The sequence below is a fragment of the Streptococcus sciuri genome (assembly GCF_024814375.1).
Lineage (GTDB): Bacteria > Bacillota > Bacilli > Lactobacillales > Streptococcaceae > Streptococcus > Streptococcus sciuri.
On sequence record NZ_JANUXX010000008.1, the window covers coordinates 63,247 to 83,240 of the forward strand.

The window sequence follows — 19,994 nt, forward strand, 5'->3', positions numbered from 1 at the left end:
AGAGAGTAAGCATGTTTGAAAAAATATTAGGTCTGACAAAAAGATACTGGGTAGGAGTGGTTTTACTTAATGGTGTCATGCTAGTTTTAGGGATATCTGTCATTGAGAACGTTTTTGATGATATGCCATTTCTAAAATACATCGCTTCTTACTTATCCGCCTTTTTCGCTTTTGGAGATATTTTGATTCTTATCGCTTTGTGTCAAAGCGTGAGACAACATAGTCGCTTTTTACAAAATACTTATCTAAAGCTTTTGATTAGCACACATATTAGTTTGATTTATAACATCTGCTATGTTTTCTTTGCGATTAGCGTTGGATTTTTTACCAAATCATCTTGGTATTTTATCTATGCGTTATATCACTTCATCTTTGCACTCAGTAAATCGTCTATAGTCCGATTTTTACACAAAGAGAATAGTCCTATCTTTTTTTGGCAACTCTATAGGCGATTAGGTTATTTTCTCATCCTATCTGCCATTATTTTTCACCTTGTGGTCATTTTTGTATCATCTGGAAGGGATAACGTACATATCCAATATCCTTTTATGGTTTATTTCATAGCTTTGATGACTTTTATCAATCTTATTAGTAGCCTTGTTCATTTATTGTCATCAAAAAGCAACCGAAGCCCTCAACTCAGATCTGTTCGCCCAATCAATTTTGCAACATCGCTCTTTTCTCTCTTTTTCCTACAAACCATGTTATTAAGACTTTATGGTAAAGGAGAACCTAACTTTCAACGCTTGATGACTATTCTTTTAGGAACGAGTATTTTTTTTATCTTGATTATTTTAGGAATTTCCATGATTGTCATAGCTCATCACAATTTCAAAATTATTAAAAAAGCAGAAGCTTAGGCTCCTGCTTTTTTAACCACCAAGATAAGCTTTACGTACCTCATCAGAAGCCAGTAACTCTTGCCCAGTTCCTGAGAGAACAATTTTTCCTGTTTCTAACACATAACCACGATTGGCGATAGCTAACGCTTTATTTGCATTTTGTTCAACTAAAAGGACAGTTGTGCCTTGTTTTTGTATATCTTGGATAATATCAAAAATTTCTTGAATGAAAATCGGTGCAAGTCCCATCGAAGGTTCATCAAGAAGAAGCAATTTAGGGCGACTCATCAATGCACGCCCCATGGCAAGCATTTGTTGCTCACCACCTGACAAAGTTGCAGCATCTTGATTTTTGCGTTCTTCTAACCGTGGGAAACGGTCGAAAATCATTTTAAGATTTTTTTGATTTTGCTCACGGTCATTGTGCAAGAAAGCGCCCATTTCTAGATTTTCCATAACGGTTAAGCCCGAAAAAACATGACGCCCTTCTGGAACTTGCGATAAACCATTTGCAACAATTTTTCGAGCAGGAGCTTTATCAATAGACTCCCCTAAAAATGTGACAAAGCCTTCACTTGGGCGAATAAGCCCCGAGATGGTACGTAAAATAGATGTTTTACCAGCACCATTAGCTCCGATAAGGGTGACAACCTCACCTTCATTCACTTCAAAAGAGACATTTTTCACAGCCTGAATAACACCATAATGAATGGATAGATTGTTAACTGTCAACATGGCACTCACTACGCTTCACCTCCCAGATAAGCTTCAATCACTCGCTTATCACTTTTAATCTCATCTGGCGTGCCATGAGCAATCACACGTCCATACTCAAGAACATAGATACGCTCAGTTACTTCCATGACAAGACTCATATCATGCTCAATCAACATAATCGTGATATTAAATTTTTCCTTAATTTGACGTATTAATTGGGTTAATTCTGCTGTTTCCTGAGGGTTCATCCCAGCAGCAGGTTCATCTAAAAATAAAATTTTGGGCTCAGTAGCCAGAGCTCTAACAATTTCTAGACGACGTTGTTGTCCATAAGGTAAATTTTTAGCTAATGTATCTGCTTTTTCATTCAAATCAAAAATAGCTAACAAGTCTAAAGCTTTTTTTCTCAGCTCCTTTTCACCACTATAGTGACTCGGTAAGCGTAAAAAATCTGCGATAAGATTCGTCTTGTGGCTATTGGATAATCCGACAAGCACATTATCCAAAACTGTCATTTCCTTAAAGAGACGAATATTTTGAAAGGTACGTGAAAGTCCGAGAGCTGCAATTCGATAAGGATTTTTGCCGTTCAACAAATTGCCATCAAGTGTAATCGTCCCTTCACTTGGTTCGTACACTCCTGTCAAAAGGTTAAAAAGCGTTGTTTTACCAGCACCATTGGGACCGATAAGACCTACCAATTCTCCTTCGTTCAGCTCCAAAGTCACATCACCAACAGCTGTTAATCCACCAAAATTTTTCGTTAAATGTTTGACATCAAGAAGTGCCATTAGTTTTTGACCTCCTTATCTTTCTTAAAAAGAGTTGACAGTTTCAATTCACGAGTGCCAAGAAGCCCTCCTGGACGAAAAACCATAACTAAAATGAGTGCTAAAGAGTAGATGACCATACGCAAATCAGAAAAATTCTGCAAATACATATTCAAAACACCTAGCACAATCGCAGCAACAATCGTACCAGTCATTGAACCTAAACCACCCAACACAGCAATAATCAGATAATCAATTGATTTCATAATCGTAAAATCTTTTGGTACGACTGTTCCGATATAGCCAACGTATAGAGATCCTGCTATACTTGCTGTCATCGCTGCAAAAGCAAAAGTCATCACTTTGATTTTTGTAGTGTTAACACCCATTGATTCAGCTGCAATTTCATCTTCTCTCACTGAGATAACTTCGCGACCAATAGAACTACGCAAAAAATTTAACATCAAAATAGCAATCACAACAACAAAGGCATAAACAACAGGCCAAGATGTATATTGAAGAATATCAGTGAGTCCAGCTGCGCCATTAGTTACTTCACCACCATTGACAATAGCGATACGAATGATTTCTGCAACCCCAAGTGTTGCAATAGCAAGATAATCTCCCTTTAAACGGAGTGTTGGAAAACCAACAATAATGGCTATAAAACCAGCAATCAAGACACCTATCAGCATTGAAAGATAAAATCCTGCATAAGTGTCATTGTAACCTGTGATAATAGCTGTTGCGTAAGCCCCAATCGCCATAAAGCCCGCTTGTCCCAAAGGAAACTGTCCTGTAAAACCAAGCACTAAGTTTGTTCCCATCGCCATAATGATTGAGATACCTACTCCCATCATAATCTGAATGTAGTAAGCACCCAAAACACCTGTACCTGTTAAAAAAGCAAGAAGTAGATAAATCACGACAATAACAGCTGCCCAAGAAAGTATCGGTTTTAAATTTTGTTTCATGTTTTACACCTTCTCCTTTACATTCTTCCCAAGAATACCTGCTGGACGAATGAGTAAAATAATAATCAAAACAGCATAAACAACAATATCTCTGAAACTTGACCAACCAACTGAGATAGAGAAAGTTTCTAACAATCCAATAAGCACACCGCCCAATGCAGCTCCAGGAATAATACCAATTCCTCCAAGAACTGCCGCAATGAAAGCTTTGATACCTGGTGTCATTCCCATTAGAGGATCAATAGAATTGTAATAAAGACCAATTAATACTCCTGCAGCTCCTGCTAAAGCTGATCCAAGAGCAAAGGTAAAACTAATAGTATGGTTGACATCGATTCCCATCAACTGTGCAGCGTCACTATCGACTGATACAGCGCGCATCGCTTTACCCATCTTTGTCTGCTTAACAATGAACTGCAAAGCAAGCATCAAAATAATAGAAACACAAAGAATAATCAATTGCACATTTGTAATGCTAATAGAGCCTAAATTATATTTGACCGTCTCAATGGCTTGCGGAAAAGCACGCTTATCAGCTCCAACAAAATAGACCATGATATACTCCAAGAAAAAGGATACTCCAATCGCTGTAATCAAAGCGGCAATCCGAGTTGAGTGACGCAATGGACGATAAGCTAAAAATTCAATAACTACTCCTAAAAGAGCCGTTACTAGCATTGTCAAGATAAGCGCCACAAAGAAGTTCATATGATAGGCATTGATGAAATAATAACCAATAAAAGCTCCCATCATATAAATATCACCGTGAGCAAAGTTAATCAATTTGATGATACCATAAACCATTGTATATCCTAGCGCCAGTAGTGCATAAACACTTCCTAGGATAAGGCCATTAACGAGCTGTTGTAACATGTTGTTCACCCAACTTTCTAACATATAATAAGGGAAGCAGAAGAACCCTGACACGACTTCAATCACTCTACTTCCCATCTTACTTACTCTATATAAATTTGTTATTCATCGGGGTTGACGGTTATAGATGATGTTTCTTCACCGTTTGTCAAACCAATCACAGGTACTGATTTGACAGGATTGTGCTTACTATTCATCGTCATCTTACCTGTCACACCTTCAAAATTTTTCAATTTAGCAAGTGATTTTGCAATATCTTTTGAGTTGTCAGCTTTTTCACTCGCCTTTGCAATCATATAAACAGAGTCATAGGCCAAGGCAGCAAACATTGAAGGTTTTTCTCCATATTTTTCCTCATAATTTTTAGCAAAAGTTGCTGCCTTTTCAGAACTAGCTGCTGAAAATCCTGAAATATAATAAATATCATTCACATTTTTCTTACCAGCTAACTCTATGAGTTTAGCATCCGCAAAGCCATCTGGTCCAGCAATTGGCTGACTAATGCCCATCTCACGAGCTTGCTTGATAATAGTACCTGTTTCATTGTAATAACCCGGCATGATGATAGCATCAAAGTCAAGTTTTTTGATATTAGTTAGAGCAGATTGGAAGTCTGTATCTCCAGATTGAAAAGCAAGCTCACTAACGATAGTCCCTTTGTAGTGCTTTTTAAATTCCTTTGCAATTCCTTTTCCATAATCACTAGAGTTATCATAATAAAGGATAACCTTTTTAGCTTTTAACTTATCAGAAGCAAAGGTAGAAAGGATTTGACCTTGATAGCTGTCAATAAAGGTTGTTCTAAAGACGTACTCTTTTGTTTCACCTTTTTTAGTAACGGTTAAATCATCCGTTGTACCAGAAGGTGTCACTAACGCAACACCTGCCAACTGAGAACTTGGTGCTGCTGAAGCAGTCGCTCCAGAAGTCGCCGGACCAACGATAGCATTAACTTTTTCTTGAGTCGCAAGACTCGTCGCTACTGTTGCTGCTTCACTATTATCAGATTTATTATCTTTAGAGGTGACTTCAATTTTCTTTCCATCAATGCCACCGACTTTGTTCAACTCTTCGACTGCCATCATAGCACCTTTTTTCTCAGCTGAACCATAAGCAGAGACACTTCCTGTCAACTCAAAGTTCAAACCAAGCTTAAATGTCTCACCAATTTCTGTGCCGGCTGCTGATGAGCTGACGCTAGGCGGAGAACTACAAGAAGCTAAAAAAACTGTAGTGACAAAGGCAACTGCTACAAGAGCAAATTTTTTTTTCATCTGTTTTTCTCCTTAATTCTATCTTAAAATGAAATACATGTATAAGGATACAGAATTATCAGAAAACTGTCAAGGTTTTTTTACCCATTTATTGCAAATCATTCAAAAAGTTTTCTAAAAACTCTCTTCTCTCTATTTAATCAGTGTTATATCCTGTTGAGGTATCAGTTCCATCTGTTCTTCTGCAATTTTAGAAAGATTTCCAACAAAATCTCTATCAATATCATCTTGTTGCGAAGGTCTTACTTTTTTAATAAATTTTAATTTTTCTAATTCTGTTATCACATCTCTATACAAAATCGCATCTATATACAAAATCACGTAATGCATACGCCTAGAGTGATATAAAATATCACCATATTTCTGTAACTTTTTTGCATCACGGTTATAATAAAGATAGATTGCTAAACTCTTTCGTTTCATACTACTGTTCATCTTCATCACTTTCTCTAATAGTGCGTCCCTTTTTTCTATGAGGAGCTTTATGAGGAGCAAGGGGCAGCCCTGTATCTACAAAAATTTTTGAGGAGACTGCCTGAGCTAAGGCTTTTGCCACGGTTGCTAAAAGCTCTTGAAGAGCCACCTCAGATTGTCTAAAAGCTATAACAGTTGGATATAAATCAAGTTTTCGTTTAAGCTTGTAAAGTTCTTTTTTCTTATCCATAACCTCTGGAAGAACTGTTCCGTAAGCAGCCAAATTCTCATAATCTTCTTTTTTAGCACTAAAATCTGCTAGCATATCTTGTAACACATCATCTGTATCAAAAGCTGCTTTGGTGTTCTGATAAGCTTTTGCTTCATCTGTTTGTACTATAGCTAGGACAAGCTCCTCTATTGCATCATCTAACTCCAACAATTGATTATCAACGATTAACATACTTTCATTATACACTATTTTGACATGCAAAAAAAGCATCAATCACCAGCGATCAATGCTTGATTAGTCATTATTGTAAAGAGTTGTTGACCATGATTTCATCAATAAAACCATATTCCAGTGTTTCTTGCGCACTCATCCAGTTATCACGCTCAGCATCAGCATGAATTTTTTCCAATGTTTGGCCAGAGTTGTCAGCCAAAATTTGCTCCAAGTTTTGACGTGTTTTCAAAAGGTGTTCAGCAGCTATTGCCATATCTGTTTGTTGTGTACCACCACCAGTACCACCCATTGGTTGGTGAATCATATATTCAGCATTTGGTAACATGAAACGTTTACCTTTTGTACCTGATGATGCAATAATTGTCCCCATTGAAGCTGCCATCCCCATAACAATCGTTTGAACATCTGATTTGATGAAGTTCATTGTATCAACGATAGCGAGTCCTGCTGAGACAGAACCACCAGGAGTATTAACATAAAGGTAAATATCTTTAGTGTTGTCTTGCGCATCAAGGAATAACAATTGGGCAATGATAGAGTTAGCCATATTATCTTCAACCGGTCCAGTCAACATGATAATACGATCCTTCAAAAGGCGTGAATAAATATCGTATGAGCGTTCGCCGCGACTCGTTTGTTCAATAACTACAGGAATCATATCTTTTCTCCTTTATTAAGATATTCGGACAAATTGAAACGGTGACTATCACCCTTTAGTCCATGTCTAATTTTAATAATCAATCTGAACCTATTATAGTCAATTGGTCAAAAAAGGTCAAATAAAAAACACTAAGAATTTATTTTCCTTGAAATCATATGAATTGCCGAGCTTTTTTAGGCTGATAAGTTGCTAAAAATACACCAAGAAAAATCAAAATACTTCCCAAATAAGATAGACCTCTCAGACACTCTCCTAAGCATAAAAAAGCAAAAAAAGCTGTAAAAATAGGTTCTAGCGAAAACATAAAACTAGTAAACTCTGCACTGACATAAGCTTGAACATTGGTTTGCATCACCCAGCCATAAGCCGAGCAAATCAATGCTAAACCAAGGACAGCTGCCCAAACCGTCCCACTATGAGGCAAAACAGGTCTTTCAAGCGCAAACGTCCCCACTAAAGCATAGAGACTAGCAAAGCCCAACTGCCAAATGCCCAAACTCATCGCATCTACTCGCTCAACAAAATATTTAGAGAGAATGATATAGATAGCATACAAAGCTGCAGCCATTAGACACATCATCGCGCCGAAATTAAATTGCGATAAATCGGCACCAGTCAATAAAAAAAGCCCTGATAAAACAATCAGAATTGCTACTATTGTCTTTAAATCTGGTATTTTTCGTGTCATAATAGCTTGAATGATAGGAACAATAACTACCGTAGTAGAAGCCAGAAATCCTGCTGTTGAAGCTGATGTGTCAACAACACCAACGACTAAGCCATAAAAGACAGCAAATAGTAATAATCCTGCAAATGCACTGTAAATCATCATTTTCCACGAGAACGTCTTTTGCAAATGGCGCAAAAAAAGCAAACCGAGTGCCACAAAAGCTAGACCACAGCGTAAAGAGACTAACTCTATGGCTGGAATTTCAGAAGCTCCAAGTGCCATAAAAAGATAAGACATTCCCCACACAAGAGGAACAGTTGCTGAAAACAATTTAGCGTGTTTCTGAATCATAACGTCACCTCTTCATTTTTCGTTTCTTGTTTTATTATAAGTTGATATTAGCCATAAGTAAAATTAAAGTTTATAATATAACTATAAGTGTTACTTATTAGGAGATACAGTTATGGTTTCAAAATATGCTATTTTTTGCTCAGTTATCGAATTGGGCTCATTTACCAAAACGGCAAAGCAACTAAATTATTCGCAGAGTGCTGTCAGCCAGACGATTAAAAATCTCGAAGAAGAGATTGGAACACGTTTACTAATGCGTGGCAATGAGGGAATAAAGCTCACAAAAGACGGACAAACACTTTATCCTTATTTCCGACAAATCGTCCAAGGTGAAAAACAGCTAACCAAAAAAATCAAGGAATTGCAAGGGTTGGATAAAGCCGAGATACGTATTGGTCTCTTTACGTCGGCTAGTCGGAATTTCATTTTACCTTTTATCAAAGAATTCAAGGCGAATTATCCAAGTGTCAATTTTGTGCTCAAACAGGGAGAATATACTAGTATTTACCAATGGCTAGAAACTGGGCAAGTTGATTTAGGGTTTACCCATATGGACTACGTTGGGCAACTGCAATCGCAAATTCTCTATCAAGATTCTCTTTACGCCGTCTTGCCTAGCAAACACCTCTTAGCTCAGCAATCCGAAATCTCACTAGCTGATTTAGCTCAGACAGAGTTAATTCTACTTGATGAAGGTGACTACAGTTTGACACGTACCGCCTTTGCTAGGGAAAATATCGTGCCGACCTTTACCTATGAAATTTATGACGACTATACGATCTTGGAGATGATTCGACAAGGATTGGGAGTCAGTTTGCTTTATGAAAATTTCCTTGATGGCTTATCTCTTGAGGATTTAGCTGTTCGTCAGATTAGCGAAAATCCATTTAGAACCGTTGTTCTTGCATGGAAAAATTGGCAGACACTTCCCTTAGCAGCGCAACAATTTGCCAAAAATATTTCTAGCACTATCTGCGACTAACAAAAAGTTTGCGTTCATTATAGAACACAAACTTTTTTATTATTAGTTAAGCAATCACCTTCATCTTATTTGGTACCAAATAGACGATCACCAGCGTCACCGAGACCTGGAACAATGTAACCGTGTTCGTTAAGTCTTTCGTCAAGAGTAGCTGTGTAAATATCGATATCTGGATGTGCTTCTTGGAGAGCTTTAACACCTTCTGGTGCAGATACGAGACAAACAAACTTAATGTTAGCTGCACCACGTTTTTTAAGAGAATCAACGGCTAAAATAGCTGAACCACCTGTTGCAAGCATTGGGTCAACCACAAAAATTTGACGTTGGTCAATATCTTCTGGTAGTTTCACAAGGTATTCAACAGGTTGCAATGTTTCCTCATCACGATACATCCCAATATGTCCAACTTTAGCAGCTGGAACAAGGCTAAGGAAACCGTCAACCATACCGATACCAGCACGCAAAATAGGAACAATTGCTAATTTCTTTCCTGATAGTTGCTTTTGAGTTGTTTTGGTAATCGGTGTTTCGATTTCAACATCTTCAAGCGGAAGATCACGCAGTACTTCATAACCCATAAGCATCGCAATCTCATTGACCAATTCACGAAAATCCTTGGTTGATGTAGAGGTTTGACGTAAAATTGATAGCTTGTGTTGAATCAATGGATGTGAAATAACTTGGAATTTTCCCATTTTCATAACCACTTTCTAATTTTTAAAGTTTATAGCTTTTTATATTATATCATAAAACGTCATCTTTTACGAGCTTTCCCCAACTATCAGACAATTAAAAAGGGGGAGTATCCCTCTTTTTAATAATTCTTATCGGTACTTACGTTTATAGCCACCATAAGATACATAAGCTGTCATAGAAGCAAGGTAAACAAAGCCAACAGTTGCTACCAAGCTATTATCACTATCACTTGTACTTGGTAATAAAGATGCCTTGGCAACCGCTGGAATATTTGGTGTTTCTCCCTCGCCCTTACTTGTAATGACTGAATTTTTTGGTGTTGTTGTAGACGAATCATCTGTCGGTGTATTTGGACTATCTGGTGTTTGATGAGGAGGAATTGAATCATCTGGCGTATATGGTGTATGTGGCTTCAAATTATAGCCACCGATAACATTCCAATCAATGTAGCCATCGTTTTCCCCCAGTAGATAAGATGTCTCAAGTGTTCCAACAGTATTTTGTGTTTCGCTACTTTCATCCCAAATCCAATCACCTTGTTCAGTCATTTTAGCTAAGACTCGAGTAGTTCCATCAGGAAAGATTTTAATCAAAAAGCTAGGTGCCCAAGTAGAATTTTTTCCCTTACCAGCTACTTCATTACGATTAGTCATATATGCTGTTACAAGAAGAGTGTCATTTGAGCCTTCAACTGGCACAGCATAATATGAATAAGTCGCAGTGCGCCAATCTGCTGGAACAGATGCCGTTAAGACAACACCTGATTTGTTCAACGGTTTATAACCCGATGTTAACTTATCAGACACATAACCGAGCATAACAACATTATCGCCAACTTCATCATTTGCCTTATTCCAAGCAATATCATTGCTACCATGGTTCAAGCGAGAAGCTGCAAATAGATAATATTTATCTCCCAATCGAACAACATTAGGACGTTCAATTTCGTCACTCACCATCGTTGATGTGAGAAGTGGTGTATAATACTGTGCGATACTTGGCGTTTTTTCATTACCACTCAAGCGAACAATACCAATGGCCGCATTAGCAAAAGAAGCACGGATGTACATGTCTTCATTTGCTAAAATATCAAAGAGACTAGAAACATTAAAGGCTGCGTCTCCTCCGTAATTTTTCCAATTGTAAATCTGGTTTTCACCTTGGTAATTTTGAGTACCAGTACTTGCTTCAAAGACTAAATAACGTTGCCCATCTCGATCTTCAATGACATGTGGATCACGCATGGCAATATTGTCAGCTCCTGTAAAGGTTGAGCGCCATTGTTTGTAGCTTTGATAATAGTAACCATCTCCACCTTTAGGCGTTAAAATACGGTTGTTATCCACAGACTTAATCACAACTTGACCATTCTCAACAGCTAAAGCCAGCGTAGCTGTTGCTAGCATTTGGTTGTTAGAATTGTTATCTGATGTATCAACATTTGTATAGTAAAGTTGAATGGTTCCATCTGAGTTGACGATTGCTGAACCTGACCACTGTTGTGTCAGAGCATCAAGACCATATCCAAAGATAGAACCTGCATTTCTCCAATGATCAAAGTCATTATCTCTGTAGTCATTGTATAAAAGGTAGAGGTGGTTATCGTTGGTATTAGGAATACCCATCATAGCAACGACAAGTTGGTAACCATTCCAGTTGACCACTTCACCTGTTTTCACATCTTGAACTGGCCAAGAATCCCACACATCAAGATCTGCAATCTGCTTAGTTTGAGCATCGATAGTAGTGGCCGCTTTCATATTTTTAATAGCTGCAGCGTTAAAATATGGAATCGCATAACGGTCATCTTGAGCAACCAAAGTATCTGCAATTTCTTGAAATTGCTTATAGGTCATTTGAGTACCAGTTTCAGCAGTGCTATCCATATAAATTTTATTGAGTGCCGCTTTTTGAGTATCTGTTAATACTGTAACGTCAAGTCCTGCTTCTTGTGCAATCTTTTTAGCTTGGTCAGTCAAACCATTTTCATCAACAGCTAATGTTGATAACTCCGATGTCGCCTTTTCTTTATCTGTTTCAACAACTTGAGAAGCAGATGTCTGATTAGAATCAGTTACGGGATCAATAGCATTTTCTTGAATATTATGTGTTGTTTCAACAGTTTCTGGAGATGTACTGTCTTCCTTAGTGCCACTAGTGTTTACTTCATTTGTAGTTGCCTCTTGTGTTTTCGCTACTACACTATGTGTTTCAGAGACAGATAAACTGTTTTCTTCTTGAGATATCATCTCATCATTGGTACTTGCATTATTATCCACATGGGTAGGTGTTTCCTCCGTAGTTGTTATCACTACGTCCGCTTTAGCTTGTGTAGATATGAAAGCGATGCTTCCAATCAAAGCCGAAGCTACACCAACCGCTGAAACTTTCCGAATGCTGTATTTCCGTTTTTCCTGTTTCATCGATTGTTCAGCTTGCAAGCGTGCTAAACGCGAATAAGTCATATCGTCCTCCTAGTAAAATAAAATTTCACTTCTATTTTACCCCCCCCCCCGATGCCTTTTGTCAAGCGGTTTTTCAAAGTTCCTTAGACTTTTTTCGATGATTGCTTGCTTATACCAGATACACATTATTACTGAAGTAAATCACTCAAACATCACACTGCAAATACTCTAACAAGTCGTTCAAGAGCTTCTCGAATAACTGACTTGGGCGCTGCAACATTCAGTCGAAAGTGCTGTTTTCCTTCTACCCCAAAAGTTCGTCCATCGTTTAAGACTAATTTTGCTTCATGACGAATTTTGTCATGAAGTTCTTCATGTGGCAGATTGTAAGCTGAAAAATCTAGCCAAACTAAATAAGTTCCCTCGGGTTTCATCACCTTAATAGCTGTTTTCTGACGCAATGTATCAACAACCTCATTGATATTGTCCTCAAGGACAGGTTTTAATGCTTGTAGCCACGCTTTCCCCTTAGTGTAAGCTACTTCGGTAGCTAAAAGTCCCAAAGTTGATACATCGTGTTGATTATTGATAAGTTGCTGATGGCTAAAATTCTCTCGTAGTTTAGCGTTTTCAATAATGGCAAAGCTATTTTTTGTTCCTGCAATGTTAAACGTTTTTGTCGCACTGGTTAAAACAATGCTAAAATCCTTGAAGTTAGTATCAACTGTATTGATACTGTGGTGTTTATTCCCATAAAGTGTCAGATCCTGATGAATCTCGTCTGATACTAAAATGACATCATACCGATGGCAAAGCTGCCCAATTTTTCTGAGTTCCTCTTTTGACCACACACGACCACCAGGGTTGTGCGGATTACACAAGACATAAATTTTAACATCATTCTCAACAATATCTTTTTCTAATCGTTCAAAATCAATTTCAAAATGTCCGTGGCGCTCAACAAGCGAATTGCTAATCAAACGACGTTTATTGAATTCGACAGTTCTAGCAAAAGGCGGATAAACAGGCGTATTGATAAGTACCGCCTCTCCTTCTTTTGAGAAGGCTTGAATAGCCACACTGATAGCAGGAACGACCCCTTGAATAAAAAGCAAGGCTTCTTTGGCGAAAATATAATCATGTTGTGTGGATTCCCAATCTACAATCGCTTGATACAGACTATCTTTAGGAGCATCATATCCAAAAACTTGTGTTTTAGCAAATACTTCGAGTGCCTCTGTCATTTCTGGAAAAACGACAAAATCCATATCAGCTATCCAGAGTGGTAAAACTTCCTTATCTTTTTGTGTTTCCTGCCATTTATAAGCATTCGTTGTAAAACGCTCAGGTAGCGTTGTAAAATCATATTCCATATTTTCCTCCTCATGCTTCAAAAGCTAAACGCAAATCCTCTATCAAATCATTAACATCCTCGATACCGATAGATAAACGCAACAAATCATCGGACAGCCCATATGATAAGCGCACCTCACGTGGAATGTCAGCATGTGTCTGGGTAGCTGGGTAAGTGATGAGACTTTCCACACCTCCTAGACTCTCTGCAAAAGTAAAAACCTCAAGATGATTTAAAATAGTTGGTATCTTATCCTGATTTTTTACTCTAAAGGAAATCATCCCTCCTTTGCCCGTATATAGCACTTGGCTGACAGCAGGGTGATGCTCCAAAAAAGAAACGATGGCTTGTGCATTTTGTGTAGAGCGCTCCATGCGTAGTTTTAACGTTTTGAGTCCTCGCATAAGAAGATAGGAATCAAACGGAGACAATGTTGGTCCTGTTGTATTGGCATTGTAAAATAATTGGTTATAAAGACTCTCGTCATCTGTCACGACAACACCAGCTAAAACATCATTGTGTCCAGAGAGGTATTTGGTCGCTGAATGAATGACAATATCTGCACCCAGCGCAATCGGATTTTGATAGATAGGACTATAAAAGGTATTATCTACAATGACCTTAGCACCGACATTGTGAGCTTTTTGAACAATTTTAGCAATATCAAATTCAATCATTAGAGGGTTAGTCGGTGTTTCGATAAAAATAATATCTGTCTCATCTGTGATAGCCTTAATCATTTCCTCTTGCGTATTGGTATAGGTAAATACAAAGCGTCCTTCTTCCTCTTTATGATTGAACCAACGAAAAGAGCCACCATACAAATCACGCGCTGCCACAACTTTTGCACCGACAGGAAAAATTTCCATAGCTAACACTAAAGCACTCATCCCTGAACTGGTAGCCAGTGCAAAGGAAGCTTTTTCAATAGTTGCCAACGTTTTCTCCAATGTATAACGCGTTGGATTTTTTGTACGAGTGTAGTCATAACCAGTTGACCGCCCAAACTCTGGATGTTGATAAGTCGTTGAAAAGTGAATCGGTGCTATCAACGCTCCTGTCGCTTCGTCTGAATGTATGCCAGCATGTGCTAAAACCGTATCAATTCCTTGTTCTCTAACCATTATAGTCTCCTTCTATATCTACTTGCTATCTATTGTACCATGATTTTTATGACTCATATAAACAATTAGCATTGTCATTTTTCATATTTAGTTATAGTTTAAAACTATAAAAAAGAGGACCTCTGCCTCTTTTAATTAATGTGAAATTTTTGGCGTAACACATCTGCTCGACTGCCAATAATCTTGTCTAATAGACGAGTCAATAAAGCTAGACTACCGTAGACAGCTAAGCCAATCAACCCAATAACAAGGAGATAAATAAAGCTAGTCATACGCCCACTTGCTGGTAGTACTAAACTCAGTAAGGCATAAACAAACCAAACCACAACTCCCATAATAGCAGTTAATAGACAAATCAACAACGTTGATTTCTTGACCGTTTCACGATTAAAGTTCGTAATCATATGAATCTCACAATACATCAAGATAATCGGAACAATAAGTCCAATTGATGTTGATAAAAGTGGACCATAAGCGTGAAACACGTAGATAAATGGAATCTGAATAATAAGCTTGATAAGCATTCCATAAACAAAAAATTTGATTGCTTTCTTATTTTCAAACAAGGCTTGAAGCATGGGAGCCAAAACGGTGTAGACAGCTAAAATAATCACCTGAAGCAAAGAAACAACAAACAATCCCAAAGCTTGTCCCTGAGGTACACCATAAAAAACAGTATAAAGTGGTTTAGCTAAAATAGTCGCTCCAATAACCGCTGGAATGATAAAGGTAAGGAGCATACGAATGTTATTGATAACTAATCTAGCTGTAGCAACACGATCTTTCTTGACAAAATTTTCTGTTAATAGAGCAATTCCGACGCCACCGATAGAACTCGCTACAGCAATCAAAATCATCGTGACCTTACTTGGATTACTGGAAAAGTAAGAAAAGAGAACTTGCAATTCTGTGTTAGAATAGTGAGTGAACCACGCCATAGTGTTGCCAAAAGTAAACTGGTCAATAATCTTAAAAACTTGAACAGCTGATCCTGTTATAATAAAAGGAATCGCTTCTCTCACCGTCTCAATAACAAGTGCATTGGTATCAATGACAATCTGGGTCGTATGACTCTTTTCAAAGAGAATACTAAGGGAGTCATCTTTCCACAAAAAGTAAAGCAAGACAGTAATACTAGCAAACATGCCAACAAAAGCAGCAAAAGTGGATTGAGTGACAGCACTCACATAATCTCCTGATCCAAACTTCATAATATAAAAAGCAGTGACAAGCATCCAAATAACACGCACAATCTGCTCAGCAATCTGACTCATAGCTCCAGGTTTTAAATCACTATGCCCCTGAAAATAACCTCTTAGAACACTCATCGAAGGAAAAACAAGAACAGCTAGAGTTAGACTTCTAAGCACCCTCACTAAGTCATCTCCTCCATGACTCAGTGAAGCAAAGAATGGTGCTCCAATATACATAATAGTCGCAAAAATAGCACCAAGAAGTGCCATGATACGAAGCACTTTTTTGACCATATAAATACTGGTCTCTGGCTGACCCAAGGTATTGTACTTAGAGACGAGCTTAGCAACTGCAACAGGTATCCCTACTGTTGATACGGAGAGAAAAAGGGCATAAATTTCATATCCCATTCCAAAGAGAGCGTTGGCTTCAGCACCATGCTTTCCCATCCAAGCATACCAAGGGATAATATAGAGAGCTCCAATGAGACGACTAATAAAATTTCCAGCTGTAGACCAAGCAGTTCCACGCACCATTGTCTCTTGTTGAGATAGTTTTCTAGTTTCTGACATAGCTTTCTTTCTATAAGGGTATTTAACTTGTTAAAGTTATTATAAACTTTTACACAAGACTTGTAAAACGAGAACATTAAGTCTAAAATAGACGTATGATTACTTTAGCAGATATTTTAGATATTTTAAAAAAAGACCAAAATTTTAGAGAGATTATCACTGACGGCACGTATCATTACAACTGGTCTAAGCAGAAAACATTTCACAAGCTTTCTTATGACAGTAGAGACGTTGATAGCGAAACCCTGTTTTTTATCAAGGGAGCGCAGTTCAAACCAGAATTTTTAGAAAAAGCTGTTGCTGATGGATTATGTTACTACATATCAGAAAAAGACTACCAGATGGGGATTCCAGCAATCCTTGTCAATGACGTCAGACAGGCTATGAGCCTCATCGCTAAATCCTTTTACGACAATCCACAAGAGGAGTTAACTATTCTCGCTTTTACAGGGACAAAAGGAAAGACAACAGCAGCTTACTTTGCCTATCATATATTGTCTGAAAGCCACAAACCAGCGCTCATTTCAACCATGAACACAACGATTGATGGCAAAACTTTCTTTAAATCACAACTGACAACGCCCGAGAGTCTAGATCTTTTTCGATTGATGGCACAAGCACGAGATCATGGCAGAACACACCTTGTCATGGAGGTATCTAGCCAAGCTTATCTTATGAAGCGAGTGTATGGTTTAACCTTTGACGTAGGTATTTTTCTCAATATCAGCCCTGATCATATCGGACCAATTGAGCATCCTAGCTTTGAGGATTATTTTTATCACAAGCGTCTATTGATGGATAATAGCAAATCTGTTGTTGTCAATAGTGATATGAATCATTTTGCTATCATAGCTGGGCAGGTGGCGACAAAAGTTCATGATTTTTTTGGTAGTAAAAGTGATAACCGTATCACGAACTCCAAAGCTTTCAGCTTTAGTTTGACAGGTAAATGCGCAGGAGATTATAGTATCCAACTCATTGGACATTTTAATCAAGAAAACGCTACAGCTGCCGCTCTAGCCTGCTATAGACTTGGAGTAAATCTTAGTGATATTCAAGCAGGTATTGCGAGGACAAGTGTGCCTGGTCGTATGGAAGTTTTGACACAAAAAAATGGTGCCAAGGTCTTTATAGACTACGCTCATAACGGTGATAGCCTTGAAAAACTCCTCTCTGTCGTCGAGCCACATCAAACTGGTACTATCACATTGATTATTGGAGCAACTGGCAATAAAGGAGAAAGCAGGCGAAAAGACTTTGGCAGAGTCATCAGCCAACATCATCGTATCAAGGTCATTCTCACTGCTGATGATCCTAATTTTGAAAACCCAGAGGCTATTTGTTCTGAAATAGCCAGCTACATCAACCGCCCTGTGCAAATCATTGTCGATCGCGAATTGGCTATCAAAACAGCTCTTACGACTACTAAAACAAGCGATGATGCTGTCATTATTGCTGGAAAAGGTGCAGATGCTTTTCAATTGATAAATGGTAAACGAACCGTCTACAAAGGTGACCGTACCATTGCTAGCCAATATCTATAACTTGCCTCTTTTTAACTGTTCTAGTCTATCAAAACACTTAAAAGAGACTTGAGTAAGTCTCTTTTCCTCATTACAATAAACTTCTACTATACTAAATCAATCAGAAAGAAGGCAGCAGTTTACATATCTCGGTTACTTATGAAAGCAAGGGCATTACAGAGGGTTTATTTCTTAAACTTCTTCATAGCACTATAACTACCATCATTGAGGACAATATCATGTCTGGTTTGCTATGCTATGACATTAACCCAAGGTACAGACATCATCCTCCTAAACGAACCCATAACTTATTTGGATAGGAAACACCAACTGAAAGTCCTAGAGTTCCTCTATAAACTCAATAATAAAAATAGCTAGGTATTAAATCCTAGCTATTTTTATCAATAAGTCATCACTGCTAAACTTTCTTTATCTACCGTAACACAAGATTGATACGTCACATCATCCACCTTTTTGATATAACCAAGTACAGCTAAAGCCTGTACAAAAATATCAGGGCGCTTTTGTTTAACCAATTCTTTACGAGTGAACTTCAATAAAAAACTCGTCATGTATTTAAGGGCATATTCTGGATTGACATCACCTAACAAAGCATATAATCGCTTTTGTGATGGTGATAATTCATAGCCATGCGCTAATTTGTAAAAATAATTAGATAAGGTCAAACACTCACGATAAAAGTCTGTTTGCTCAAAAATAACAAGTTCATTGGTTTGATTGGGTAGCTTTGTTTGATAGACGGTTTGCTGTAAATCAATTGCTAGCTGAGAAGCTGTCTCAATAAAAATCATCTCATCTAACTGAGGCAAACTATCCCTTTCTAACAGTGGCAAAGCAAGGTTGTAACGCTTATTAGTACGTATAACATAACCAGCCTGAACATAAGACTCCACCGCTCTATCGATACGCTTCACTTCTGAAAACATCTTTTTTATCTGGCGAAGAGTCACATCATCATGTTCATAAAGGTAGTTAATAAAGTCTTTAAAGAAAGCTTGACCGGTTATTCTATCAGGGTTAATCACAGTAATCATACTTTTTATTATAACACTGCTAAGTCGAGTTGACCATTAAAATAACGAAAAAAGACTTTGAAAAACTCTCAAAGTCCATCTGTATGATCTAAGCATTAAAACTTTCAGTTAGTTGAGGAATGACTTGTTTCTTACGTGATACAGCTCCTGCTAGGAAAGCATGGTTGTTTTCTAGGACAAAGTTAAAAGCCGCTTCAACCTTGTCTGTGTTATCTCCAAGCGCCAAAATTTCAGAATTAGAATTGATGATGTCTGTAATCATCAAGACAAAGTCTGAGTAGCCATGTTCAACTTGCGCTTTTTTGATGGCTGTTTCAATCTCTGCTTGACGTTCCAACACTTCAGCAATATCAACAGTGTTGACTTGTGCAACACGCACCTGATTATCATTGAGCTCAAAAGTTTTGGCATCAATATCAATTAATTCTTCAGCAGATTTACTAGAGAGATTTGTACCCGCTTTGAGCATAGCCAGACCGTACTCTTCTAAATCAACACCTGCGATTGCTGCCAATTCTTTTGCAACTTGATAATCCGTTTCATGTGTTGTTGGTGATTTCAAGAGAAGCGTATCTGAAATCAAACCTGATAGCATAAGACCTGCTAAGTCTTTAGGGACTTCAACCTGACTTTCTTTAAACATTCGATAAACAATAGAAGATGCTGATCCAACAGGCTCTAGACGCATGTAAAGTGGACTTGCTGTCTCAAAGTTAGCCACACGATGGTGATCAACTACACCGTAAACCGTAACATCAGCAATATCGGAAATAGATTGTTGAAATTCATTATGGTCTGTCAAAATAACAGTATCCACTCCTTCTTCTTTAGCAGATGTGACAACACGTGGTGCTTTGACATCAAAATAATCAAGTACAAACGCAGTTTCTTCATTTGGAATGCCGAGCGCAACAGCTTCTGTGTCTAAGCCATAAGCTTTCTTTGCCAAGTAAGCAAAAGCAAGCGAGGAACCAATCGCATCAGAATCGGGATTTTGATGACCAAAAACAAAAATTTTAGACATAATATTACCTCTTTATACCATTTCCTTTATTGTAACAAAAATAAGAACTCTAA

General features: G+C 37.9%; 19 protein-coding genes. 3 read left to right on the forward strand and 16 right to left on the reverse strand.

The genetic code is table 11. The features are described from left to right. The first annotated feature begins 11 nt into the window (after positions 1-11). Positions 12-860: a beta-carotene 15,15'-monooxygenase gene (locus tag NXS10_RS07205; RefSeq protein ID WP_259139131.1), complete on the forward strand. Its 849-nt coding sequence runs from the start codon at positions 12-14 to the stop codon at positions 858-860. 12 nt (positions 861-872) lie between these two features. Here the strand turns inward: NXS10_RS07205 and NXS10_RS07210 are convergent, their stop codons facing one another. From NXS10_RS07210 to NXS10_RS07250, 9 genes are all read right to left on the reverse strand, one after another. Beyond that, a complete protein-coding gene (locus tag NXS10_RS07210; RefSeq protein WP_259139162.1) occupies positions 873-1,577 on the reverse strand; it encodes an ABC transporter ATP-binding protein in 705 nt (234 codons plus the stop codon). An 8-nt stretch (positions 1,578-1,585) separates the two neighbouring features. Then, positions 1,586-2,350 (reverse strand): ABC transporter ATP-binding protein, encoded by a 765-nt coding sequence (locus NXS10_RS07215; RefSeq protein ID WP_259139132.1) that lies wholly within the window; start codon positions 2,348-2,350, stop codon positions 1,586-1,588. Continuing rightward, a complete protein-coding gene (locus NXS10_RS07220) occupies positions 2,350-3,303 on the reverse strand; it encodes a branched-chain amino acid ABC transporter permease (protein WP_259139133.1) in 954 nt (317 codons plus the stop codon). Before NXS10_RS07220 ends, NXS10_RS07215 begins: the two co-directional genes overlap by 1 nt. Positions 3,304-3,306: 3 nt before the next feature. After that, on the reverse strand, positions 3,307-4,176 hold the full coding sequence (locus NXS10_RS07225; RefSeq protein WP_259139134.1) for a branched-chain amino acid ABC transporter permease: 870 nt from the start codon (positions 4,174-4,176) through the stop codon (positions 3,307-3,309). A gap of 101 nt (positions 4,177-4,277) precedes the next feature. After that, a complete protein-coding gene (locus tag NXS10_RS07230) occupies positions 4,278-5,450 on the reverse strand; it encodes an ABC transporter substrate-binding protein (protein ID WP_259139135.1) in 1,173 nt (390 codons plus the stop codon). Between the two features lie 132 nt (positions 5,451-5,582). Next, complete coding sequence (locus NXS10_RS07235) at positions 5,583-5,885, reverse strand: DUF2129 domain-containing protein (RefSeq protein ID WP_259139163.1); 303 nt, start codon at positions 5,883-5,885, stop codon at positions 5,583-5,585. Further along, positions 5,875-6,327 (reverse strand): YlbF/YmcA family competence regulator, encoded by a 453-nt coding sequence (locus NXS10_RS07240; RefSeq protein WP_259139136.1) that lies wholly within the window; start codon positions 6,325-6,327, stop codon positions 5,875-5,877. The genes NXS10_RS07235 and NXS10_RS07240 overlap by 11 nt, the downstream gene beginning before the upstream one ends. Positions 6,328-6,397: 70 nt before the next feature. Beyond that, a complete protein-coding gene (locus NXS10_RS07245; RefSeq protein WP_259139137.1) occupies positions 6,398-6,988 on the reverse strand; it encodes an ATP-dependent Clp protease proteolytic subunit in 591 nt (196 codons plus the stop codon). A 154-nt stretch (positions 6,989-7,142) separates the two neighbouring features. Next, a complete protein-coding gene (locus NXS10_RS07250) occupies positions 7,143-8,012 on the reverse strand; it encodes a DMT family transporter (protein ID WP_259139138.1) in 870 nt (289 codons plus the stop codon). Between the two features lie 112 nt (positions 8,013-8,124). On the opposite strand from NXS10_RS07250, the gene NXS10_RS07255 reads away from it, so the two are divergent. Beyond that, positions 8,125-8,994, forward strand: coding sequence for a LysR family transcriptional regulator (locus tag NXS10_RS07255; RefSeq protein WP_259139139.1), 870 nt, complete (start codon positions 8,125-8,127; stop codon positions 8,992-8,994). A 65-nt stretch (positions 8,995-9,059) separates the two neighbouring features. Here NXS10_RS07255 and upp read toward each other — a convergent pair whose 3' ends face one another. From upp to NXS10_RS07280, 5 genes are all read right to left on the reverse strand, one after another. Next, positions 9,060-9,689 (reverse strand): uracil phosphoribosyltransferase, encoded by a 630-nt coding sequence (gene upp / locus NXS10_RS07260; RefSeq protein WP_259139165.1) that lies wholly within the window; start codon positions 9,687-9,689, stop codon positions 9,060-9,062. Positions 9,690-9,818: 129 nt separating this feature from the next. Beyond that, entirely contained in the window at positions 9,819-12,155 is a 2,337-nt protein-coding gene (locus tag NXS10_RS07265; RefSeq protein ID WP_373318054.1) for a glycoside hydrolase family 68 protein, read from the reverse strand. 152 nt (positions 12,156-12,307) lie between these two features. Continuing rightward, positions 12,308-13,468: a MalY/PatB family protein gene (locus tag NXS10_RS07270; RefSeq protein ID WP_259139141.1), complete on the reverse strand. Its 1,161-nt coding sequence runs from the start codon at positions 13,466-13,468 to the stop codon at positions 12,308-12,310. Between the two features lie 10 nt (positions 13,469-13,478). Beyond that, the gene (locus NXS10_RS07275) at positions 13,479-14,573 is read right to left on the reverse strand and encodes a cystathionine gamma-synthase (RefSeq protein ID WP_259139142.1); all 1,095 of its coding nucleotides are present in this window, start codon (positions 14,571-14,573) and stop codon (positions 13,479-13,481) included. Between the two features lie 131 nt (positions 14,574-14,704). Next, positions 14,705-16,339, reverse strand: coding sequence for a putative polysaccharide biosynthesis protein (locus NXS10_RS07280; RefSeq protein ID WP_259139143.1), 1,635 nt, complete (start codon positions 16,337-16,339; stop codon positions 14,705-14,707). Between the two features lie 95 nt (positions 16,340-16,434). Here NXS10_RS07280 and NXS10_RS07285 point away from each other — a divergent pair, with 95 nt between their 5' ends. Further along, positions 16,435-17,883 (forward strand): UDP-N-acetylmuramoyl-L-alanyl-D-glutamate--L-lysine ligase, encoded by a 1,449-nt coding sequence (locus tag NXS10_RS07285; RefSeq protein ID WP_259139144.1) that lies wholly within the window; start codon positions 16,435-16,437, stop codon positions 17,881-17,883. A gap of 380 nt (positions 17,884-18,263) precedes the next feature. Here the strand turns inward: NXS10_RS07285 and NXS10_RS07295 are convergent, their stop codons facing one another. Both NXS10_RS07295 and NXS10_RS07300 read right to left on the reverse strand, forming a co-directional pair. Continuing rightward, positions 18,264-18,917 (reverse strand): DUF1803 domain-containing protein, encoded by a 654-nt coding sequence (locus tag NXS10_RS07295; RefSeq protein ID WP_259139145.1) that lies wholly within the window; start codon positions 18,915-18,917, stop codon positions 18,264-18,266. Between the two features lie 88 nt (positions 18,918-19,005). Further along, a complete protein-coding gene (locus NXS10_RS07300; protein ID WP_259139146.1) occupies positions 19,006-19,941 on the reverse strand; it encodes a manganese-dependent inorganic pyrophosphatase in 936 nt (311 codons plus the stop codon). Between the last annotated feature and the right edge of the window lie 53 nt (positions 19,942-19,994).

Bases quoted from the DNA above. Each gene is read 5' to 3' on its own strand.
- NXS10_RS07205 (WP_259139131.1), top strand. From the start codon at position 12: ATGTTTGAAAAAATATTAGGTCTGACAAAAAGATACTGGGTAGGAGTG.
- NXS10_RS07210 (WP_259139162.1), bottom strand. From the start codon at position 1,577: ATGTTGACAGTTAACAATCTATCCATTCATTATGGTGTTATTCAGGCT.
- NXS10_RS07215 (WP_259139132.1), bottom strand. From the start codon at position 2,350: ATGGCACTTCTTGATGTCAAACATTTAACGAAAAATTTTGGTGGATTA.
- NXS10_RS07220 (WP_259139133.1), bottom strand. From the start codon at position 3,303: ATGAAACAAAATTTAAAACCGATACTTTCTTGGGCAGCTGTTATTGTC.
- NXS10_RS07225 (WP_259139134.1), bottom strand. From the start codon at position 4,176: ATGTTACAACAGCTCGTTAATGGCCTTATCCTAGGAAGTGTTTATGCA.
- NXS10_RS07230 (WP_259139135.1), bottom strand. From the start codon at position 5,450: ATGAAAAAAAAATTTGCTCTTGTAGCAGTTGCCTTTGTCACTACAGTT.
- NXS10_RS07235 (WP_259139163.1), bottom strand. From the start codon at position 5,885: ATGAACAGTAGTATGAAACGAAAGAGTTTAGCAATCTATCTTTATTAT.
- NXS10_RS07240 (WP_259139136.1), bottom strand. From the start codon at position 6,327: ATGTTAATCGTTGATAATCAATTGTTGGAGTTAGATGATGCAATAGAG.
- NXS10_RS07245 (WP_259139137.1), bottom strand. From the start codon at position 6,988: ATGATTCCTGTAGTTATTGAACAAACGAGTCGCGGCGAACGCTCATAC.
- NXS10_RS07250 (WP_259139138.1), bottom strand. From the start codon at position 8,012: ATGATTCAGAAACACGCTAAATTGTTTTCAGCAACTGTTCCTCTTGTG.
- NXS10_RS07255 (WP_259139139.1), top strand. From the start codon at position 8,125: ATGGTTTCAAAATATGCTATTTTTTGCTCAGTTATCGAATTGGGCTCA.
- upp (WP_259139165.1), bottom strand. From the start codon at position 9,689: ATGGGAAAATTCCAAGTTATTTCACATCCATTGATTCAACACAAGCTA.
- NXS10_RS07265 (WP_373318054.1), bottom strand. From the start codon at position 12,155: ATGACTTATTCGCGTTTAGCACGCTTGCAAGCTGAACAATCGATGAAA.
- NXS10_RS07270 (WP_259139141.1), bottom strand. From the start codon at position 13,468: ATGGAATATGATTTTACAACGCTACCTGAGCGTTTTACAACGAATGCT.
- NXS10_RS07275 (WP_259139142.1), bottom strand. From the start codon at position 14,573: ATGGTTAGAGAACAAGGAATTGATACGGTTTTAGCACATGCTGGCATA.
- NXS10_RS07280 (WP_259139143.1), bottom strand. From the start codon at position 16,339: ATGTCAGAAACTAGAAAACTATCTCAACAAGAGACAATGGTGCGTGGA.
- NXS10_RS07285 (WP_259139144.1), top strand. From the start codon at position 16,435: ATGATTACTTTAGCAGATATTTTAGATATTTTAAAAAAAGACCAAAAT.
- NXS10_RS07295 (WP_259139145.1), bottom strand. From the start codon at position 18,917: ATGATTACTGTGATTAACCCTGATAGAATAACCGGTCAAGCTTTCTTT.
- NXS10_RS07300 (WP_259139146.1), bottom strand. From the start codon at position 19,941: ATGTCTAAAATTTTTGTTTTTGGTCATCAAAATCCCGATTCTGATGCG.